We start from the raw sequence: 15,824 nt of genomic DNA, 5'->3' as shown, positions 1-15,824 counted from the left end.
CGGCCGGGGGAGAAAAAATAAAAAGGGAATGACGACCGCAATAGCGAAACTCATTATGATTCGCAGCGACCTACGCAGATTCCCGCAATAAGCATACTTAGAATAAAAAACGCCCCACCAATATCGGTAGGGCTGTACCTTTTGCTGAGGGAAATAGAATGAACAAAGGAATGAAAATGCATAATTCCGTGATGAGATTAACAATATCAAATAAAAAAATAATTAATTACATGCCTCATATTGTGACATCCATCATATTATTAATTCTCTGCCAACAGCTCGCTCAATTAACATGGAAAATAATTTTCCCGGTAAACTTTACGGACACCGCATCGACCAATATCAACCTGACGACACCTTCAGGTATTCCATTTAAAGCGGAGCTTCCGCGCTTTACGCTGTTTGGCACCGCAGAGAAAACCGCCGCACCCGCAAGCGTTAATGACCTTCAGCAGGCCCCTATTTCAGCTTTAAAACTGCGCGTTACCGGCCTCCTCGCCAGCACCGATCCGTCCCGCGCTATCGCCATCATGATGAAAGGCAATCAACAGGTTAGCCTCGGCGTTGGCGATAACACGCCGGGTGGAGAGGCCAAAATCGTCGCCATTTTTCCCGACCGCCTGATTGTCAATTACCGCGGCAGCAATGAGGCCATTCTGCTGTTTAACGACCAACCCACTGCGGCAAAAAATAACGCGACAACCCCAACCCGACACCTGGCTCAGGAACTGCGCAAGCAACCACAAAATATTCTTCACTACCTCAATATTTCACCGGTGATGGCCAATGACAAACTTAGCGGATATCGCCTGAACCCAGGCAAAGATCCAGCGCTATTTCGCGAGGTGGGTCTCCATGAAAACGATCTGGCCATTGCTCTGAACGGCCTGGATTTACGCGATAAAGAGCAGGCCCAGCAGGCATTAACGCAGCTACCGGAATTAAGTGAAATAACCCTTACCGTTGAACGCGACGGCCAGAAACACGATGTTTATCTAGCCCTGAGGGATGAATAATTGATCATCACCACCGTTATCCGCACATTTTTTCTGACGCTGCTGATATTCGCCGCGCTATTATTCAAACCGGTCTCGGCGGAAGAGTTTTCCGCCAGCTTCAAGGGAACCGATATTCAGGAATTTATCAATACGGTGAGTAAAAACCTGAATAAGACGGTCATTATCGACCCCAGCGTGCGCGGCACCATTACCGTGCGCAGCTACGATATGCTCAATGAAGAGCAATATTATCAATTCTTCCTCAGCGTCCTCGATGTCTACGGCTTCGCCGTGATTAATATGAATAACGGCGTGCTGAAAGTGGTGCGTTCAAAGGATGCGAAAACCGCCGCCGTGCCGGTGGCAAGCGATGCCGCACCGGGTATCGGCGACGAAGTCGTCACCCGCGTGGTACCGCTGACCAACGTCGCCGCCCGCGATTTAGCGCCGCTGCTGCGCCAGCTTAACGATAACGCCGGAGCGGGCAGCGTGGTGCATTACGAACCCTCCAACGTCCTGCTGATGACCGGCCGCGCGGCGGTGATCAAGCGCCTGTTGACCATCGTCGAACGCGTCGATAACGCCGGAGACCGCAGCGTGGTGACCGTTCCCCTCTCCTGGGCCTCCGCCGCCGATGTGGTCAAGCTGGTCACCGAACTCAACAAAGACACCAGCAAATCGGCGCTGCCCGGTTCGATGGTCGCCAACGTGGTAGCGGATGAACGCACCAACGCGGTATTGGTCAGCGGCGAACCGAACTCTCGTCAGCGCATTATCGCGATGATTAAACAGCTCGACCGCCAGCAGGCGACGCAGGGCAATACTAAAGTTATTTACCTGAAGTACGCCAAGGCGTCCGATCTGGTGGAAGTGCTGACCGGCATCAGCAGCACGATTCAGAGTGAAAAGCAGGCCGCGAAGCCGGTAGCAGCGCTGGATAAAAATATCATTATCAAAGCTCACGGTCAGACCAACGCCCTGATTGTCACCGCCGCACCGGACGTGATGAACGACCTTGAGCGAGTCATTGCCCAGCTTGATATCCGCCGCCCGCAGGTGCTGGTGGAGGCGATTATCGCTGAAGTGCAGGATGCCGACGGTCTTAACCTTGGCATCCAGTGGGCCAACAAAAACGCCGGGATGACCCAGTTCAATAACAGCGGCCTGCCGATGTCGACAGTGATTGCCGGCGCGAACCAGTACAACAAAGACGGCACCGTCACCAGTTCGCTGGCCAGCGCCCTAAGCTCCTTTAACGGTATCGCCGCCGGGTTCTACCAGGGCAACTGGGCCATGCTGCTGACCGCCCTCTCCAGCAGTACCAAGAACGATATTCTGGCCACACCGAGCATCGTCACCCTCGACAACATGGAAGCCACCTTTAACGTCGGCCAGGAAGTCCCGGTACTCACCGGCTCGCAAACCACCTCTGGCGACAACATATTTAACACCGTCGAGCGCAAAACCGTCGGCATCAAGCTGAAGGTCAAGCCGCAAATCAACGAAGGCGATTCGGTGCTGCTGGAGATCGAACAAGAGGTCTCCAGCGTGGCGGATGCCGCTTCCAGCACCAGCTCGGATCTCGGCGCGACCTTCAACACCCGCACGGTGAATAACGCGGTGCTGGTCGGCAGCGGCGAAACGGTGGTGGTCGGCGGCCTGCTGGATAAAAGCGTCACCGACACCGCCGATAAAGTCCCGTTACTTGGTGATATTCCGGTGATTGGCGCGCTGTTCCGCTCCACCAGCAAAAAGGTCTCCAAGCGCAACCTGATGCTGTTCATTCGCCCGACGGTGATCCGCGACCGCGACGAGTACCGCCAGGCATCATCCGGCCAGTACACCGCCTTTAACGACGCCCAGACCAAACAGCGTGGCAAGGAGAGCAACGACGCGATGCTGAGTAACGATCTGCTGGAGATCTATCCGCGCCAGGATACCGCGGCCTTCCGCCAGGTGAGCGCCGCTATCGACGCCTTCAATTTAGGGGGGAATCTATGACGCCCGCCGCTGAGCGACGCCCGCTGCTGCCTTTCAGCTACGCCCGCACGCATAACGTGATGCTGTTGAGCAACGGCGAAAGTTGCGAGGTTTTCTGCCTCGCCGCCACCGCGCCGCAGGCGCTGCTGGAAGCCCGACGGGTCGCCGCGATGCCGTTCAGCCTCGAAAGCCTGGAGGAAGAGGCGTTCGAAAAGCTGTTGGTGCTGAGCTATCAGCGCGATTCCGCTGAGGCACGACGGATGATGGCCGATATCGGCAACGAACTGGATTTATACACCCTTGCCGAAGAGCTGCCGGACACCGACGACCTGCTGGATAGCGAAGACGACGCGCCGATTATTCGCCTGATTAACGCCATGCTCACCGAGGCCATCAAAGAGAAAGCCTCGGATATTCATATTGAAACCTATGAACGCCATCTGCAAATTCGCTTTCGCGTCGACGGCGTGCTGCGCGAAATCCTGCGCCCCCAGCGCCGTCTCGCCGCGCTGCTGATCTCGCGCATTAAGGTGATGGCAAGCCTCGATATCGCCGAAAAACGCATTCCTCAGGACGGACGCATGGCGCTGCGCATCGGCGGACGGGCCGTCGACGTGCGCGTCTCTACGCTGCCTTCAAGCTATGGCGAGCGCGTGGTGCTGCGCCTGCTCGACAAGAACAGCGTTAATCTCGATCTGCTGACCCTTGGAATGTCGCCCGCCCTGCTTCAGCAGGTGGATGGGCTGATCGCCAGCCCGCACGGCATCGTGCTGGTCACCGGGCCTACCGGCTCCGGTAAAAGCACCACCCTTTACGCCGCGCTAAGCCGCCTTGATGCCCGCGAGCGCAACATCATGACCATTGAAGACCCTATCGAATACGAGCTGGAGGGCATCGGTCAGACCCAGGTTAACAGTAAAGTCGATATGACCTTTGCCCGTGGGCTGCGCGCCATCTTGCGCCAGGATCCCGACGTGGTGCTGGTGGGTGAAATCCGCGATGGCGAAACGGCGCAAATTGCCGTCCAGGCCTCGCTAACCGGCCATCTGGTGCTCTCGACGTTACACACCAACAGCGCGCTGGGCGCTATCTCGCGCTTGCAGGATATGGGCGTGGAGCCTTTTCTGCTCTCCACCTCTCTGCTGGCGGTGATGTCGCAGCGGCTGGTGCGCCGACTGTGCCCGCACTGCCGCCAGCAGGAACCGGCGAATGCCGACACCGCTCGTCAAATGAATATCGCCCCCGGCACGGCGCTTTGGCGGCCTCAGGGCTGCGCCGAGTGCGGTTTTACCGGCTATCGCGGGCGCATCGGCATTCACGAGCTGCTGCTGGTGGACGATCGTGTGCGCATGGCTATCCACCGCGGTGAAAACGAGGTCACGCTGATCCAACAGTTGGGGGCGGACTATACGACCCTGCGCCACTCCGGGCGGGAAAAAGCGCTGGCTGGGATCACCAGTTGGCAAGAGGTACTCAGAGTCACCGAGCAGCAGACCACGGAGGCCTCCTGAGATGGCGCTTTTTCGTTACCAGGCCCTCGACGAAAACGGCAAAACCCGGCGCGGCGTCCAGCAGGCTGACTCCGCCCGCCACGCGCGCCAGCTGCTGCGGGAGCAAGGCTGGCTGGCGTTGGAAGTCGACCCGACAACCAACAGCAGCAGCGGACGTCCACGCTTTATCCGCCGCACGAGCGCAAGCGATCTCGCCCTGCTGACCCGCCAGCTGGCAACCCTGGTCGCCGCCGCTATCCCGCTGGAAAAAGCGCTCGATGCGGTGGCCCAGCAGTGTGAGAAACCGCAGCTAAAAACGATTATCGCCGGGGTGCGCGGCAAAGTGCTGGAAGGCCATTCCCTGGCGGAAGCCATGCGCGGCTATCCAGGCTGTTTCGACGCGCTCTACTGCGCGATGGTCGCCGCCGGGGAAGCCTCGGGCCACCTCGACGGCGTGCTGAACCGGCTGGCGGATTACACCGAACAGCGCCAGCAGCTTCGCGCCAAACTGCTGCAGGCGATGATTTACCCCATCGTGCTGACCTTTGTTGCCGTCAGCGTGATTGTGATCCTGCTCTCGACGGTGGTGCCGAAAGTCGTCGACCAGTTTATCCACCTCAAACAGGCGTTACCGTTTTCCACCCGCCTGCTGATGGCGATGAGCGACCTGGTTCGCACCGCCGGTCCATGGCTGCTGCTGGTCATTATGCTGGTCATTCTGCTGCTGCGCTACCTGCTGCGTCAGCCCGCAAAGCGGCTGGCCTGGCATAAACAGCTGCTGCGCCTGCCGCTGATTGGCCGGGTCGCGCGCAGCGTCAACAGCGCCCGCTACGCCCGTACCCTGAGCATTCTCAACGCCAGCGCCGTTCCGCTGCTGCTGGCGATGCGCATCAGCGCGGAAGTGCTCAGCAATGCCTGGGCGAAGCGCCAGCTGGAAGCCGCCAGCGACGCGGTTCGCGAAGGGGTCAGCCTGCACCGCGCCCTCGAAATGACCCAGCTTTTCCCGCCGATGATGCGCTACATGGTCGCCAGCGGCGAACAGAGCGGCGAGCTCAACGGCATGCTGGAGCGCGCGGCGGATAATCAGGACCGGGAGCTGAGCGCGCAAATCCAGCTGGCGCTCAGCCTGTTTGAACCCCTGTTGGTGGTGGCGATGGCCGGAATGGTGCTGTTTATCGTCCTCGCCATCCTGCAACCGATACTGCAACTCAATACCCTGATGAGTATGTAATTGTTCTAATGGAGAAAAATATGCAACGACAGCGCGGATTCACCTTACTGGAAATTATGGTGGTGATTGTCATCCTCGGCGTGCTCGCCAGCCTGGTGGTGCCCAACCTGATGGGCAATAAGGAAAAGGCCGACCGACAAAAAGTGGTCAGCGACCTTGTCGCGCTCGAAGGGGCGCTGGACATGTACAAACTGGACAACAGCCGCTATCCAAGCACTGAACAGGGGCTGCAGGCGCTGGTCACCGCACCGTCCGCCGAGCCGCACGCGCGCAACTATCCGGAGGGCGGCTATATTCGCCGCCTACCGCAGGACCCGTGGGGCGGCGATTACCAGTTGTTAAGCCCCGGTCAGCACGGACAGGTGGATATTTTCAGCCTCGGGCCGGACGGCGTCCCGGAGAGCAATGATGATATCGGCAACTGGACTATCGGGAAGAAATAGTGCGCCAGCGCGGCTTTACGCTACTGGAGATGATGCTCATTTTGCTGCTAATGGGCGTCAGCGCGGGCATGGTGATGCTGGCCTTCCCGGCTTCGCGCGACGATGGTGCGGAGCAGACGCTGACGCGCTTTCAGGCGCAGCTGCGCTTTGTCCAGCAGCGAGGACTGCAAACCGGCCAGTTCTTTGGCGTCTCGGTACATCCCGATGGCTGGCAGTTCCTGGTATTGCAAGCCCGTGAAAACAACGATCCGACACCCGCCAGCGACAGCTGGAACGGCTATCGCTGGCTACCGCTGCAGGCCGGGCGCGTCGCCACCTCGGGCAATCTCAATCAGGGCAAGCTGAACCTTACTTTCCCACAGGGCGAGGTCTGGACGCCTGGCAACAATCCCGACGTATTGATTTTCCCCGGCGGCGAAATGACGCCGTTCCAGCTCAGCATAGGCGATGCGCCGGGTATCGCGTTTAATGCCCGCGGCGAAAGCCTGACCGAATCGCAGGAGGCGCAATGAAACCCCAGTCCGGTATGACGCTGATTGAAGTGATGGTTGCGCTGGTGGTGTTCGCCCTCGCCGGGCTGGCGGTGATGCAGGCGACGCTCCAGCAAACCCGCCAACTGGGGCGGATGGAAGAGAAGACCCTTGCCAGCTGGCTGGCGGATAATCAGCTGGTGCAGCTACGGCTGGAGAATCGCTTTCCGGCGCTGAGCTGGTCAGAAACCACCGTGCAGGCGGCGGGCGTCAGCTGGCATATTCGCTGGCAGGGAGTGGAAACCGACCTGCCGCAGCTTCGGGCGCTGGACGTCGAGGTTCGTCATGCTAAAAGCGATAAGACTCCGCTCTCTTCGCTGCGCACCTATGTAACCCAGCCATGATTCAACGCTCGCGCGGTTTCACCCTCGTCGAAATGCTGCTGGCGCTGGCGATCCTCGCCGCGCTCAGCGTCGCTGCCATAACGGTGCTGCAAAACGTGATGCGCGCCGATACGCTCACCCGTGATAAGAGCGGGCGCATGCAGGCGTTACAGCAAACCTTCAGCCAGATGGCGGCAGATTTCAGCCAAATCATTCCCCGCCGCAGCCGCGACAGCGCGAGCCTGTTTTTTGCCGGACGCTTTCAATTGAGCAGCGATGACTGGGCGATTGCCTTTAGCCGCAACGGCTGGCCCAACCCGCTGGGGATGCTGCCGCGTTCGGAAATTCAGAACGTCAGCTACCGTCTGCGCGGGAACAACCTGGAGCGCCTGAGCTACGATCAGCAGGACCCTCTGCCCGGCAGCCAACCCACGGTAACCGTAGTCCAGCGCGGCGTTCAGGCCTTCCGTCTGCGCTTTTACGCCAGCGGCCGCTGGCAGGATGAATGGCAGCAGCCGCAGACGCTGCCGCAGGGGCTGGAAGTGACCCTGACGCTGGAGCAATACGGCGAAATCAGGCGGCTGTTTCTGCTCACGCCGGGGGGCAGCCAATGAACAACCGCCAGCGCGGCGTCGCCCTGCTTATGGTGCTGCTGATCCTTGCCCTGATGATGGTGCTGGCGAGCGCCATGACCGAGCGCAGCGCGCAAATGTATCAGCAGACCGCCACCACCCTCGATAATCTACAGGCCAAATGGTACGCGCTGGGGGCGGAAACCATGGCGGCGGCGCTGCTGCAACGCGACGCGCTCGACTCGCCGAACCAAACCCATCTGGCGCAGAACTGGGCCCAGCAGGGACGCCGCTTTACGGTCAATGACGGCGAGATTTACGCCACCATTACCGACGCCCAGGCCTGCTTCAATCTTAACGCCATTAACCAACTCAACGGCGATGAAAGCACCGAAATGCCTTATCCCGCGCAGGTCTTTACCCGGCTGCTGGAAAATCTCGGTAGCGAACCCTTGCGGGCGCTACAGCTCACCGCCGCCCTGCGCGACTGGGTCGACAGCAATCGCGAGCCGCTGCTGAACGGCGCGGAGGACGAAGTGTATATGGCGCAATCCCCCGGTTACCTGACCGGGAATCAGCCGTTACAGGATGTGAGCGAACTGCGCCTGCTGGCCGGGATGGACGCGGCGCTCTATCAGCGCCTGTTGCCCTATGTTTGCGCCCTGACGGACGACGCGCTGCAGGTGAATATCAACACCCTGAAGCCTGCTCAGGCCGCGCTGCTGGCGGCGCTATTCCCATCGGAACTCACCGTCCCCGAGGCGCAGCAACTGCTGCAAACCCGCGCGTCGACGGGCTGGAGCAGCGTCGCCGCCTTTCTGTCGCAGCCGACATTACAAAAAACCGATACCGCCACCGCGCGCCCGTGGCTGGCAGTACACAGCGAGCGTTTTATCGCCACCTTCAGCGTGGTGATGGGCAACGCTCGCTATCAACAACGTAGCCTCCTGCAAAAACAGGGGCGAACCTTCAGCGTCGTTCAACGGCGCTACGGAATCTATTGGGTAGCCGATGAATAACCACCAGACCTCTTCCGCCGCCGTGCTGATTATTCGCCTCAATCCTGATACCTCCACGGCGCTATGGCGGCTGGTCGCGCCGGGAGAAGCGGCACAGACCGGAGAATGGCATCCTGATGATGGCGACCGGACGCTTAGCCTGTTGGCGCTGCGCTATCCGGCATGGGTGCTGGTACCGGCCAGCGATTGCACGTTTCACCGCGTCACTCTGCCGGCCGGGGCCATCAGGCGACCACAGCAGGCGCTGGCGTTTTTACTCGAAGAACAGCTGGCGACGGAGGTCGAAGAGAGCCACTTTGCCCTGCTTCATCAGGACAAAACCGACTGCGCCGTGGCGGTGGTCGGGCAGGAAAAGATGCGCGCCTGGCAGGCATGGTGCGAGGCGCTTGGGCTGAACGTACTGGCTCTGACCCCGGATATCCTCGCGCTGCCGCAGAACACAACCGGCTGGAGCGCCGTACAGTGCGGCGAGCAGTGGCTGTTTCGCTGTGATACCTGGAACGGAATGGCGGTGGAAACCACATGGCTCGACGGGCTGCTGGCCCACTGGCAAAACGTCGCGCCGATCGCGTGCTATTCGCCGCCGCCGGATATCGCCGCACCGTGGCAGCCTCTCCCGCCGCTGGACCTGCTCCAACTGGCGGCGACCAACCCGGATGCCCGCAAGATCTGTTTACGCCAGGGTAATTTTGCCGCTAAACGCCGCCGTCAACCGACGCCCCGGCGCTGGCGTCCAGCGATCGCCGCAGCGCTGGCGCTGGCGCTGCTGTGGGGCGGAAACAGCCTGGACGATCACCTCGCGCTGGGGCGACAGGCCGATGACGCCGTGCAGGCCAGCCGCGATTTTTACCGCCAGTGGTTTAAGGCGGAAAAAAACGTCATCAACCCAAGGCTGCAAATGCAACAGCATCTGCGCCAACTGGAAAGCTCAGGGGGACAACCAGCACTTATTTCACGGCTCGGCGCGTTGCAAAAAATCATCGCTGAGACGCCGGGCATCCGCCTGCGCACCCTAAGCTTTGATGCCACACGCAACACGCTACAGCTGGAGATATCCGCCGTTTCATCACAGGCTCTGGAGCAGTTCAGCAACCGGGCACGAACGGGATTCCGCGTGCAGACCGGCGAGATGAAGCCGCGCGCCGACGGTATCGAAGGCCGTCTGACGCTGGAGGGCAACGATGCATAATCTGTTCGCCTTATGGCAACAACGTACGCGCCGCGAACAGCATCTGCTCCTGGGGATGGGGGGGATGCTGCTTATCGGCCTGGCGTATTACGCGCTATGGCAGCCGTGGCAAAACCGCGAGGCGCAATGGCGACAAACGCTGGCCAGAGAGCAGGCTAATCTGCAGTGGATGCGCCAGCAAACGCCGCTTCTCCGGCAGCTTAGCCAGCAGAAACCGCCTATGGCGCAGGAAGAGCCATCGACGGTGATTATGCGCGAGGCCGCCCGCCACGGCATCACCATCGTTCGCCTGCAGCCGCAGGGGGCTCGCCTGAGCCTCAGCGTGCAGCCCGCCGATTTCCAGTCGCTGATGTTATGGCTGGATGCGCTGGGACAGTCGGGGATGACAACCGCCACGCTGGCGGTGGCCGCCGTAGCGCAGCAGCCCGGCTGGGTGACCGTCAATACGCTGGTGCTGGAGCGTAGTAATGAAAAATAAACTGCTCATTGGCCTGCTGCTGGCGGCGGTCTATCTCTTCTGGCTGTTGCTGAGCGCGCCGGCGCGGCTGCTGACCCTGGCGCTGCCGGAAGGCGCACGGCTCTCTGAAACCTCAGGCACCCTGTGGCAAGGGGAAGCCCGGCAGGCCAGCTGGCGCGGCGTTGAAATAGCCTATTTGCGCTGGGAGTTTGGTTTCTCGTCCTGGCTTCCCGGCTGGCATATCCGTTTTAACGACCCGTCCGGGCTGCGCGGCCAGGCCTGGCTACACGGTCTGAACGAATTTGTGGTGCGCGAAGGGCGTCTCACGGTTCCAGCCCGTTTTATCAGCCAGCGGTTAGCGTTCGGAATACCGCTGGAAGCCAGCGGTCAGGTGGTGCTGACATTACCTGAAGCCAGCTTTAACGCCAGCGGCTGCCAGCAGATTACCGGCGGCAATATACAGTGGCGGGATGCGGCGCTCAACTCCCCGGCAGGGGCGCTTGAACTGGCTCGCGTAGACGGCAAAATAAGCTGTACCCCAGCGGGCGCTCTGGGTATTGCTCTAACCCAGGATTCTCATCAGCTTAGTCTCAGCGGACAAGGTTCTTTCACGCCAGACGGTCGCTATACGTTTAGCGGGACATGGCAAACCCGCCAGGCGGCCCCGGCGCTGCTCAGCCTGTTGGCGGCACAAAATGCGCGTAGAGATGAGCAGGGGCGCACGCCGTGGCAGTGGCAAGGGCAGTGGTTATCGCAGGAGACACGATGATGATAGACAATATCACGCGGCTGGAGGAGTTTGCCGCACAATTCCCGCTCGTCTGGAGCGGTTTTTTACTCCTTTTCGGTCTGACGTTCGGCAGCTTTTTTAACGTCGTTATTCACCGCTTACCGCTCATGATGGAGCAAACCGAGACCGTTAATCTCTGCTTTCCCGCGTCGTTCTGCCCGCAGTGCCATCAGTCCATCGCCTGGCGGGATAATATTCCCCTTTTGAGCTTTCTGTGGCTGAAGGGGCATTCACGCTGCTGCGGACTACCGATATCGCGTCGATATCCTCTGGTAGAGCTGGCGACCGGCATGCTGTTTGCGCTGGCCGGGTACCTGATGCCTCCGGGGATACCGCTGCTGGGCGGCCTGCTTCTGCTATCGGTTCTGTTAATCCTTGCCGCCATTGACGCGCAAACGCAGCTGCTGCCTGACCGGCTGACCCTACCGCTGCTGTGGGCCGGGCTGCTGTTTAATCTTAGCGATACCTTCGTGCCGCTGTCGGAGGCGGTGATCGGCGCGATGGCCGGGTATTTGTCGCTCTGGACGGTGTTTTGGGTATTTCGTCTGCTAACCGGTAAGGAGGCGCTGGGCTACGGTGATTTTAAGCTGCTGGCGGCGCTCGGGGCGTGGTCCGGCTGGCAGTGGCTGCCACAAACGCTGCTACTGGCCTCCGCCAGCGGCCTGGTCTGGACGCTGTTACAGCGGCTGGTAACCCGGCAATCGCTGCAACAACCGCTGGCCTTCGGCCCCTGGCTGGTGCTGGCGGGCGGCGGGATCTTCTTGTGGAATCAGATATAACCACATCAATCTTCCCGGTGGCGCTGCGCTGACCGGGCTACGGGTACAGTGCCGGTCTGGTAGCCCGGACAGGTGCGCCAGCGCCGCCTCCGGGAAACAGCGCGCAATGCGGCTTCAGGTTATCTTCCCGGTGCGCTGACCGGGCTACGGGTCCGCTGCAAACTGTGGGCCTGTCCGGAGATTACGAATACTTCTTGGTACGTCGGGTCGGGGCGGTATTGGCAGGATCGTCCGGCCAGACATGCTTCGGATAGCGCCCTTTCATCTCTTTTTGCACCTCGCGGTAGCTCCCCTGCCAGAACGCGCCTAAATCGCGGGTGATTTGCAGCGGTCGCTGCGCCGGTGAAAGCAGCTCCAGCACCAGCGGCACGCGCCCTTGGGCTATCATCGGGGTTGTCGCTTCGCCAAACATCTCCTGCATTCGCACCGCCAGCGCCGGAGGGTTTTCATCATGATAGCGAATGGCGATGCGGCTGCCGGTCGGCACCGTATAATGTGTGGGCAGCTCGCTATCCAGCTTCTGGCGCAGCGGCCACGGTAGCCAGTTTTGCAGCGCCTGGCGCACATCCAGCGCCTTAAGCGCCCGCAGCGAGTGGACGCCCGCCATCTGCGGCAACAGCCACTCCTCAAGCGACTCCAGCAGCGAAGTTTCATCAACCGCAGGCCACGCCTCTTCCGGTAGCCACTGCGCGGCACAGTGCAGTCTCAGGCGCAGCTGTTCCGCTTCCGGGGTCCAGTTGAGTACGCTCAGGCCCTTATCCCGGATGCCGTTGAGCATCGCCTGATGCAGCTCCTCTTCCGAAGGCTTCGCCAGCGGCTGGGTCTTGATCACCAGTTGCCCGATACAGGTGCGTCGCCAGGCCTTCAGGGTGCCCAGCGCTTCGTCCCACTCGACGGTATCAGAACGCTGAGCCAGCGCCGGACACTGCTCAATCAGCGCATGAATATCCACCGGCAGCGCCAGTAAAATCCGCGCATCCGGCGACGAACTGCCCTGCAACAGCAGCGGCGCAATCAGCCACTCATGGCGACCCAGCGCATCGTCAGCGTCAAGCATTGCGCCCATCCCGTTCGCCAGCTGGTAGCGCTCTTCCTGACCGCGACGATGGGCAATGCGGTCAGCAAAAGCGGAGGCCAGCAGCGCCGCCATTAGCTCAGCATCGGGCTGACCGCCGCGAACCGCCAGCCTTTTCATCAACTGCTGCGCTCGCTGCTGCCAGTTGGTCTGCTGGCGGGCAAACGCCGAGCTAAGGTCGCTATTACCGCCGCGCGGCGGCTCTTCCAGAATCGCCGCCAGCTTAGCCGCCGTCGCGACACCATCGGCATCGTCCGTTGCGGTCAACATGGCCGCCAGGCGCGGGTCGTTACCCAACGCGGCCATTTTGCGCCCGTGCGCCGAGAGTCGCTCGCCGTCCAGCGCTGAGAGCGCTGTCAGCAGGCGACGGGCCGCCGCCAGGTTAGCCGCAGGCGGCAGATCCAGCCAGCTAAGCTGGGACGGGTCCTGGCATCCCCACTGCAAAAGCTCCAGCAGCAGCGCCGACAGATCGCTTTGCAGGATTTCCGCATCACCCTGCGCCGCCGCGCGCTCTGCCTGCTCTTTGCCGATCAAATGCAGGCAGATCCCCGGTTCCAGGCGTCCGGCGCGTCCGGCACGCTGGGTCATCGAGGCCTGGCTGATGCGCTGCGTGATCAGGCGAGTTAACCCCGTACGGGCATCAAAGCGGGCGACGCGCTCCTGGGCGCTATCCACCACCAGCCGAATACCTTCAATAGTCAGACTGGTTTCGGCGATATTGGTCGCCAGCACCACTTTGCGCATCCCGGCAGGCGCAGGGAGTATCGCCTTGCGCTGCTCGTTCAGCGGCAGCGCGCCATATAGCGGACAGAGAACCACATCGTTCGCCACCCGCTCCGCCAGCCGTTCCTGCACACGTTGAATCTCCCCAACGCCGGGCAGAAACAGCAGCATTGAGCCGCTTTCGCTGCGCAGCAGTTCCGCGGCGGCAATCGCCACCGCCTCGTCAAACCGTTGATGAGTGGCTAGCGGCAGAAAGCGCCGTTCAACCGGAAACGCGCGCCCTTCAGAAACGATAACAGGTGCCTCCGGCAGCAGCTTCTGCAGGCGTTCATTATCCAGCGTCGCCGACATGATCAGCAGCTTGAGATCGTCGCGCAGCCCCTGCTGGACGTCGAGCAGCAGCGCCAGCGCCAGATCTGCCTGCAGGCTGCGTTCGTGGAATTCATCGAGGATCACCAGCCCGATGCCGGTCAGTTCAGGATCGCGCTGGATCATCCGCGTCAGGATCCCTTCAGTCACTACTTCGAGGCGCGTATTCGGCCCGACGCAGGTCTCGGCGCGCATGCGATAGCCCACGGTCTCGCCGGGTTTCTCCCCTAGCAGTTCCGCCAGACGCTGCGCCACGTTTCGCGCCGCCAGCCGCCGCGGCTCCAGCAGAATAATGCGTCCGTTGATTTTACCTTCCGCGAGGATTTGCAGCGGCAGCCAGGTGGATTTCCCGGCACCGGTTGGCGCATTGAGCAGAACCTGCGGCGCATGCTGCAGGGCAGTGAGAAGTTCAGGAAGAACGACGGCAACCGGCAATGAGGACACGAAGGGCTCCGGAGGTTAACATTTGAGGGCAAGCATTGTAGCATCCTGATAATTCATTACCGAGTCTCTATCATGTCCGAACCGAAAAGGCTGTTTTTCGCCCTTGAGCTGCCTAAAGAGGTTCAGCGGCAGATCGTTCACTGGCGCGCCGCTAGCTTTCCCGACGATGCGGGCCGACCGATAGCGGCGGATAACCTTCATCTGACGCTGGCGTTTCTTGGCGACGTGAGTGCGGAGAAGCAGCGGGCGCTGTCGACGATGGCCGGGCGTATTCGCCAGCCGGGCTTTACCTTGACCCTTGACGATGCCGGGCAGTGGCTGCGTTCACGCGTCGTGTGGCTGGGCACCCGCCAGCCGCCGCGCGGGGTGCTACAGTTGGCGAATATGCTGCGCGCCCAGGCGGCCCGCAGCGGCTGCTATCAAAGCCCGCAGCCGTTTCATCCGCATATCACCCTGCTGCGCGATGCGCGCCATGCGGTGCCGATTCCGCCGCCCGGATTCAACTGGGCGTTTGCGGTCAATGAATTTGTCCTCTATGAATCCAGTTTTAGTCGCGGGCGCACCCGCTATCAGGCGCTGGAACGTTACCCTTTCGACAAGGAAAGCTGATGCTGTTCACTCCTCCCCTGCAGTCCGCCATCCTGATTAAACGTTACAAACGGTTTCTCGCCGATGTTGTCACCCCCGATGGTCGTGAGTTGACCCTGCACTGCCCCAATACAGGCGCGATGACCGGCTGCGCCGCGCCGGGCGATACTGTCTGGTATTCCACTTCAGATAATCCTAAGCGCAAATATGCGCACACATGGGAATTAACTGAAACCGTACAAGGCGCGATAATTTGTGTTAATACATTACGCGCTAATACGCTGGCGAAAGAAGCGATCCTGGCAGGAAATATTCCCGAGCTTTTAGGCTATAACACGCTGAAAAGCGAAGTGAAGTATGGTGGTGAAAACAGCCGCATTGATATTCTGTTACAAGCAGAAGACCAACAAAACTGCTATATTGAAGTGAAATCGGTTACGTTGGCGGAGAAAGAACACGGTTACTTCCCCGATGCGGTCACCGAGCGCGGTCAGAAGCACCTGCGGGAGCTGATGAGCGTGGTGGCGGCAGGCAATCGGGCGGTGATTTTGTTCGCCGTGCTGCATTCGGCGATCGACCGTTTCTCACCCGCGCATCATATTGATGCCAGATACGCACAGCTATTGATTGAGGCGCAAAACAAGGGGGTAGAAATTCTCGCGTACAAGGCGGAACTTTCTACCGAGATGATGACTCTGAATAAGCCGATTACCGTGGTGTTAACCCCCGGTAAATAAACGGCTAAATAGTATTCGGGTCGCGAGCGCAAATACGCTTTTCCTCACAGGGTTGTCAAGTGTAACGTTTAGATAATTGCTATCCGG

The 15,824-nt window shown here is 60.4% G+C and carries 16 protein-coding genes; 15 read left to right on the top strand and 1 reads right to left on the bottom strand.

All coding sequences use genetic code 11. The features are described from left to right. The first annotated feature begins 176 nt into the window (after positions 1-176). The 13 genes from gspC to FN082_RS07040 are packed head-to-tail and all read left to right on the top strand — an operon-like array spanning position 177 to position 11,801. Positions 177-1,016: a type II secretion system protein GspC gene (gene gspC / locus FN082_RS07100; protein ID WP_142981356.1), complete on the top strand. Its 840-nt coding sequence runs from the start codon at positions 177-179 to the stop codon at positions 1,014-1,016. After that, positions 1,017-2,999 (top strand): GspD family T2SS secretin variant PulD, encoded by a 1,983-nt coding sequence (pulD, locus tag FN082_RS07095; protein ID WP_139537021.1) that lies wholly within the window; start codon positions 1,017-1,019, stop codon positions 2,997-2,999. Next, positions 2,996-4,489 (top strand): type II secretion system ATPase GspE, encoded by a 1,494-nt coding sequence (gspE, locus tag FN082_RS07090; protein WP_142981355.1) that lies wholly within the window; start codon positions 2,996-2,998, stop codon positions 4,487-4,489. Before pulD ends, gspE begins: the two co-directional genes overlap by 4 nt. A 1-nt stretch (position 4,490) precedes the next feature. Then, complete coding sequence (gspF, locus tag FN082_RS07085) at positions 4,491-5,699, top strand: type II secretion system inner membrane protein GspF (protein WP_142464271.1); 1,209 nt, start codon at positions 4,491-4,493, stop codon at positions 5,697-5,699. A gap of 20 nt (positions 5,700-5,719) precedes the next feature. Then, positions 5,720-6,142 (top strand): type II secretion system major pseudopilin GspG, encoded by a 423-nt coding sequence (gene gspG, locus FN082_RS07080; protein ID WP_110272498.1) that lies wholly within the window; start codon positions 5,720-5,722, stop codon positions 6,140-6,142. Then, complete coding sequence (gspH, locus tag FN082_RS07075) at positions 6,142-6,654, top strand: type II secretion system minor pseudopilin GspH (RefSeq protein WP_142981354.1); 513 nt, start codon at positions 6,142-6,144, stop codon at positions 6,652-6,654. The genes gspG and gspH overlap by 1 nt, the downstream gene beginning before the upstream one ends. Then, positions 6,651-7,016 (top strand): type II secretion system minor pseudopilin GspI, encoded by a 366-nt coding sequence (gene gspI / locus FN082_RS07070; protein WP_112215804.1) that lies wholly within the window; start codon positions 6,651-6,653, stop codon positions 7,014-7,016. Before gspH ends, gspI begins: the two co-directional genes overlap by 4 nt. Further along, positions 7,013-7,609 carry a type II secretion system minor pseudopilin GspJ gene (gene gspJ / locus FN082_RS07065; RefSeq protein WP_142464274.1) on the top strand — a complete coding sequence of 199 codons (597 nt, stop codon included), beginning with the start codon at positions 7,013-7,015 and terminating at the stop codon, positions 7,607-7,609. Before gspI ends, gspJ begins: the two co-directional genes overlap by 4 nt. Further along, a complete protein-coding gene (gene gspK, locus FN082_RS07060; RefSeq protein ID WP_139537015.1) occupies positions 7,606-8,586 on the top strand; it encodes a type II secretion system minor pseudopilin GspK in 981 nt (326 codons plus the stop codon). Before gspJ ends, gspK begins: the two co-directional genes overlap by 4 nt. Further along, positions 8,579-9,775: a type II secretion system protein GspL gene (gspL, locus tag FN082_RS07055; protein ID WP_142981353.1), complete on the top strand. Its 1,197-nt coding sequence runs from the start codon at positions 8,579-8,581 to the stop codon at positions 9,773-9,775. Before gspK ends, gspL begins: the two co-directional genes overlap by 8 nt. Beyond that, positions 9,768-10,253, top strand: coding sequence for a type II secretion system protein M (locus FN082_RS07050; RefSeq protein ID WP_142981352.1), 486 nt, complete (start codon positions 9,768-9,770; stop codon positions 10,251-10,253). The genes gspL and FN082_RS07050 overlap by 8 nt, the downstream gene beginning before the upstream one ends. Then, on the top strand, positions 10,243-11,001 hold the full coding sequence (locus FN082_RS07045; protein ID WP_142981351.1) for a type II secretion system protein N: 759 nt from the start codon (positions 10,243-10,245) through the stop codon (positions 10,999-11,001). Before FN082_RS07050 ends, FN082_RS07045 begins: the two co-directional genes overlap by 11 nt. Further along, positions 11,001-11,801, top strand: coding sequence for a prepilin peptidase (locus tag FN082_RS07040; RefSeq protein ID WP_142981367.1), 801 nt, complete (start codon positions 11,001-11,003; stop codon positions 11,799-11,801). Before FN082_RS07045 ends, FN082_RS07040 begins: the two co-directional genes overlap by 1 nt. Positions 11,802-11,982: 181 nt before the next feature. Here FN082_RS07040 and hrpB read toward each other — a convergent pair whose 3' ends face one another. After that, on the bottom strand, positions 11,983-14,412 hold the full coding sequence (gene hrpB, locus FN082_RS07035) for an ATP-dependent helicase HrpB (RefSeq protein WP_142981350.1): 2,430 nt from the start codon (positions 14,410-14,412) through the stop codon (positions 11,983-11,985). Positions 14,413-14,484: 72 nt separating this feature from the next. On the opposite strand from hrpB, the gene thpR reads away from it, so the two are divergent. Together thpR and sfsA are read left to right on the top strand one after the other, a co-directional pair. Continuing rightward, positions 14,485-15,021: an RNA 2',3'-cyclic phosphodiesterase gene (gene thpR, locus FN082_RS07030; protein ID WP_142981349.1), complete on the top strand. Its 537-nt coding sequence runs from the start codon at positions 14,485-14,487 to the stop codon at positions 15,019-15,021. Next, positions 15,021-15,737 (top strand): DNA/RNA nuclease SfsA, encoded by a 717-nt coding sequence (sfsA, locus tag FN082_RS07025; RefSeq protein WP_142981348.1) that lies wholly within the window; start codon positions 15,021-15,023, stop codon positions 15,735-15,737. The genes thpR and sfsA overlap by 1 nt, the downstream gene beginning before the upstream one ends. The last annotated feature ends 87 nt before the right edge of the window (positions 15,738-15,824 follow it).

This window comes from Klebsiella spallanzanii (assembly GCF_902158555.1).
In the GTDB taxonomy this organism is placed as follows: Bacteria; Pseudomonadota; Gammaproteobacteria; order Enterobacterales; family Enterobacteriaceae; genus Klebsiella; species Klebsiella spallanzanii.
This window is presented reverse-complemented; position numbering and strand designations above follow the sequence as displayed.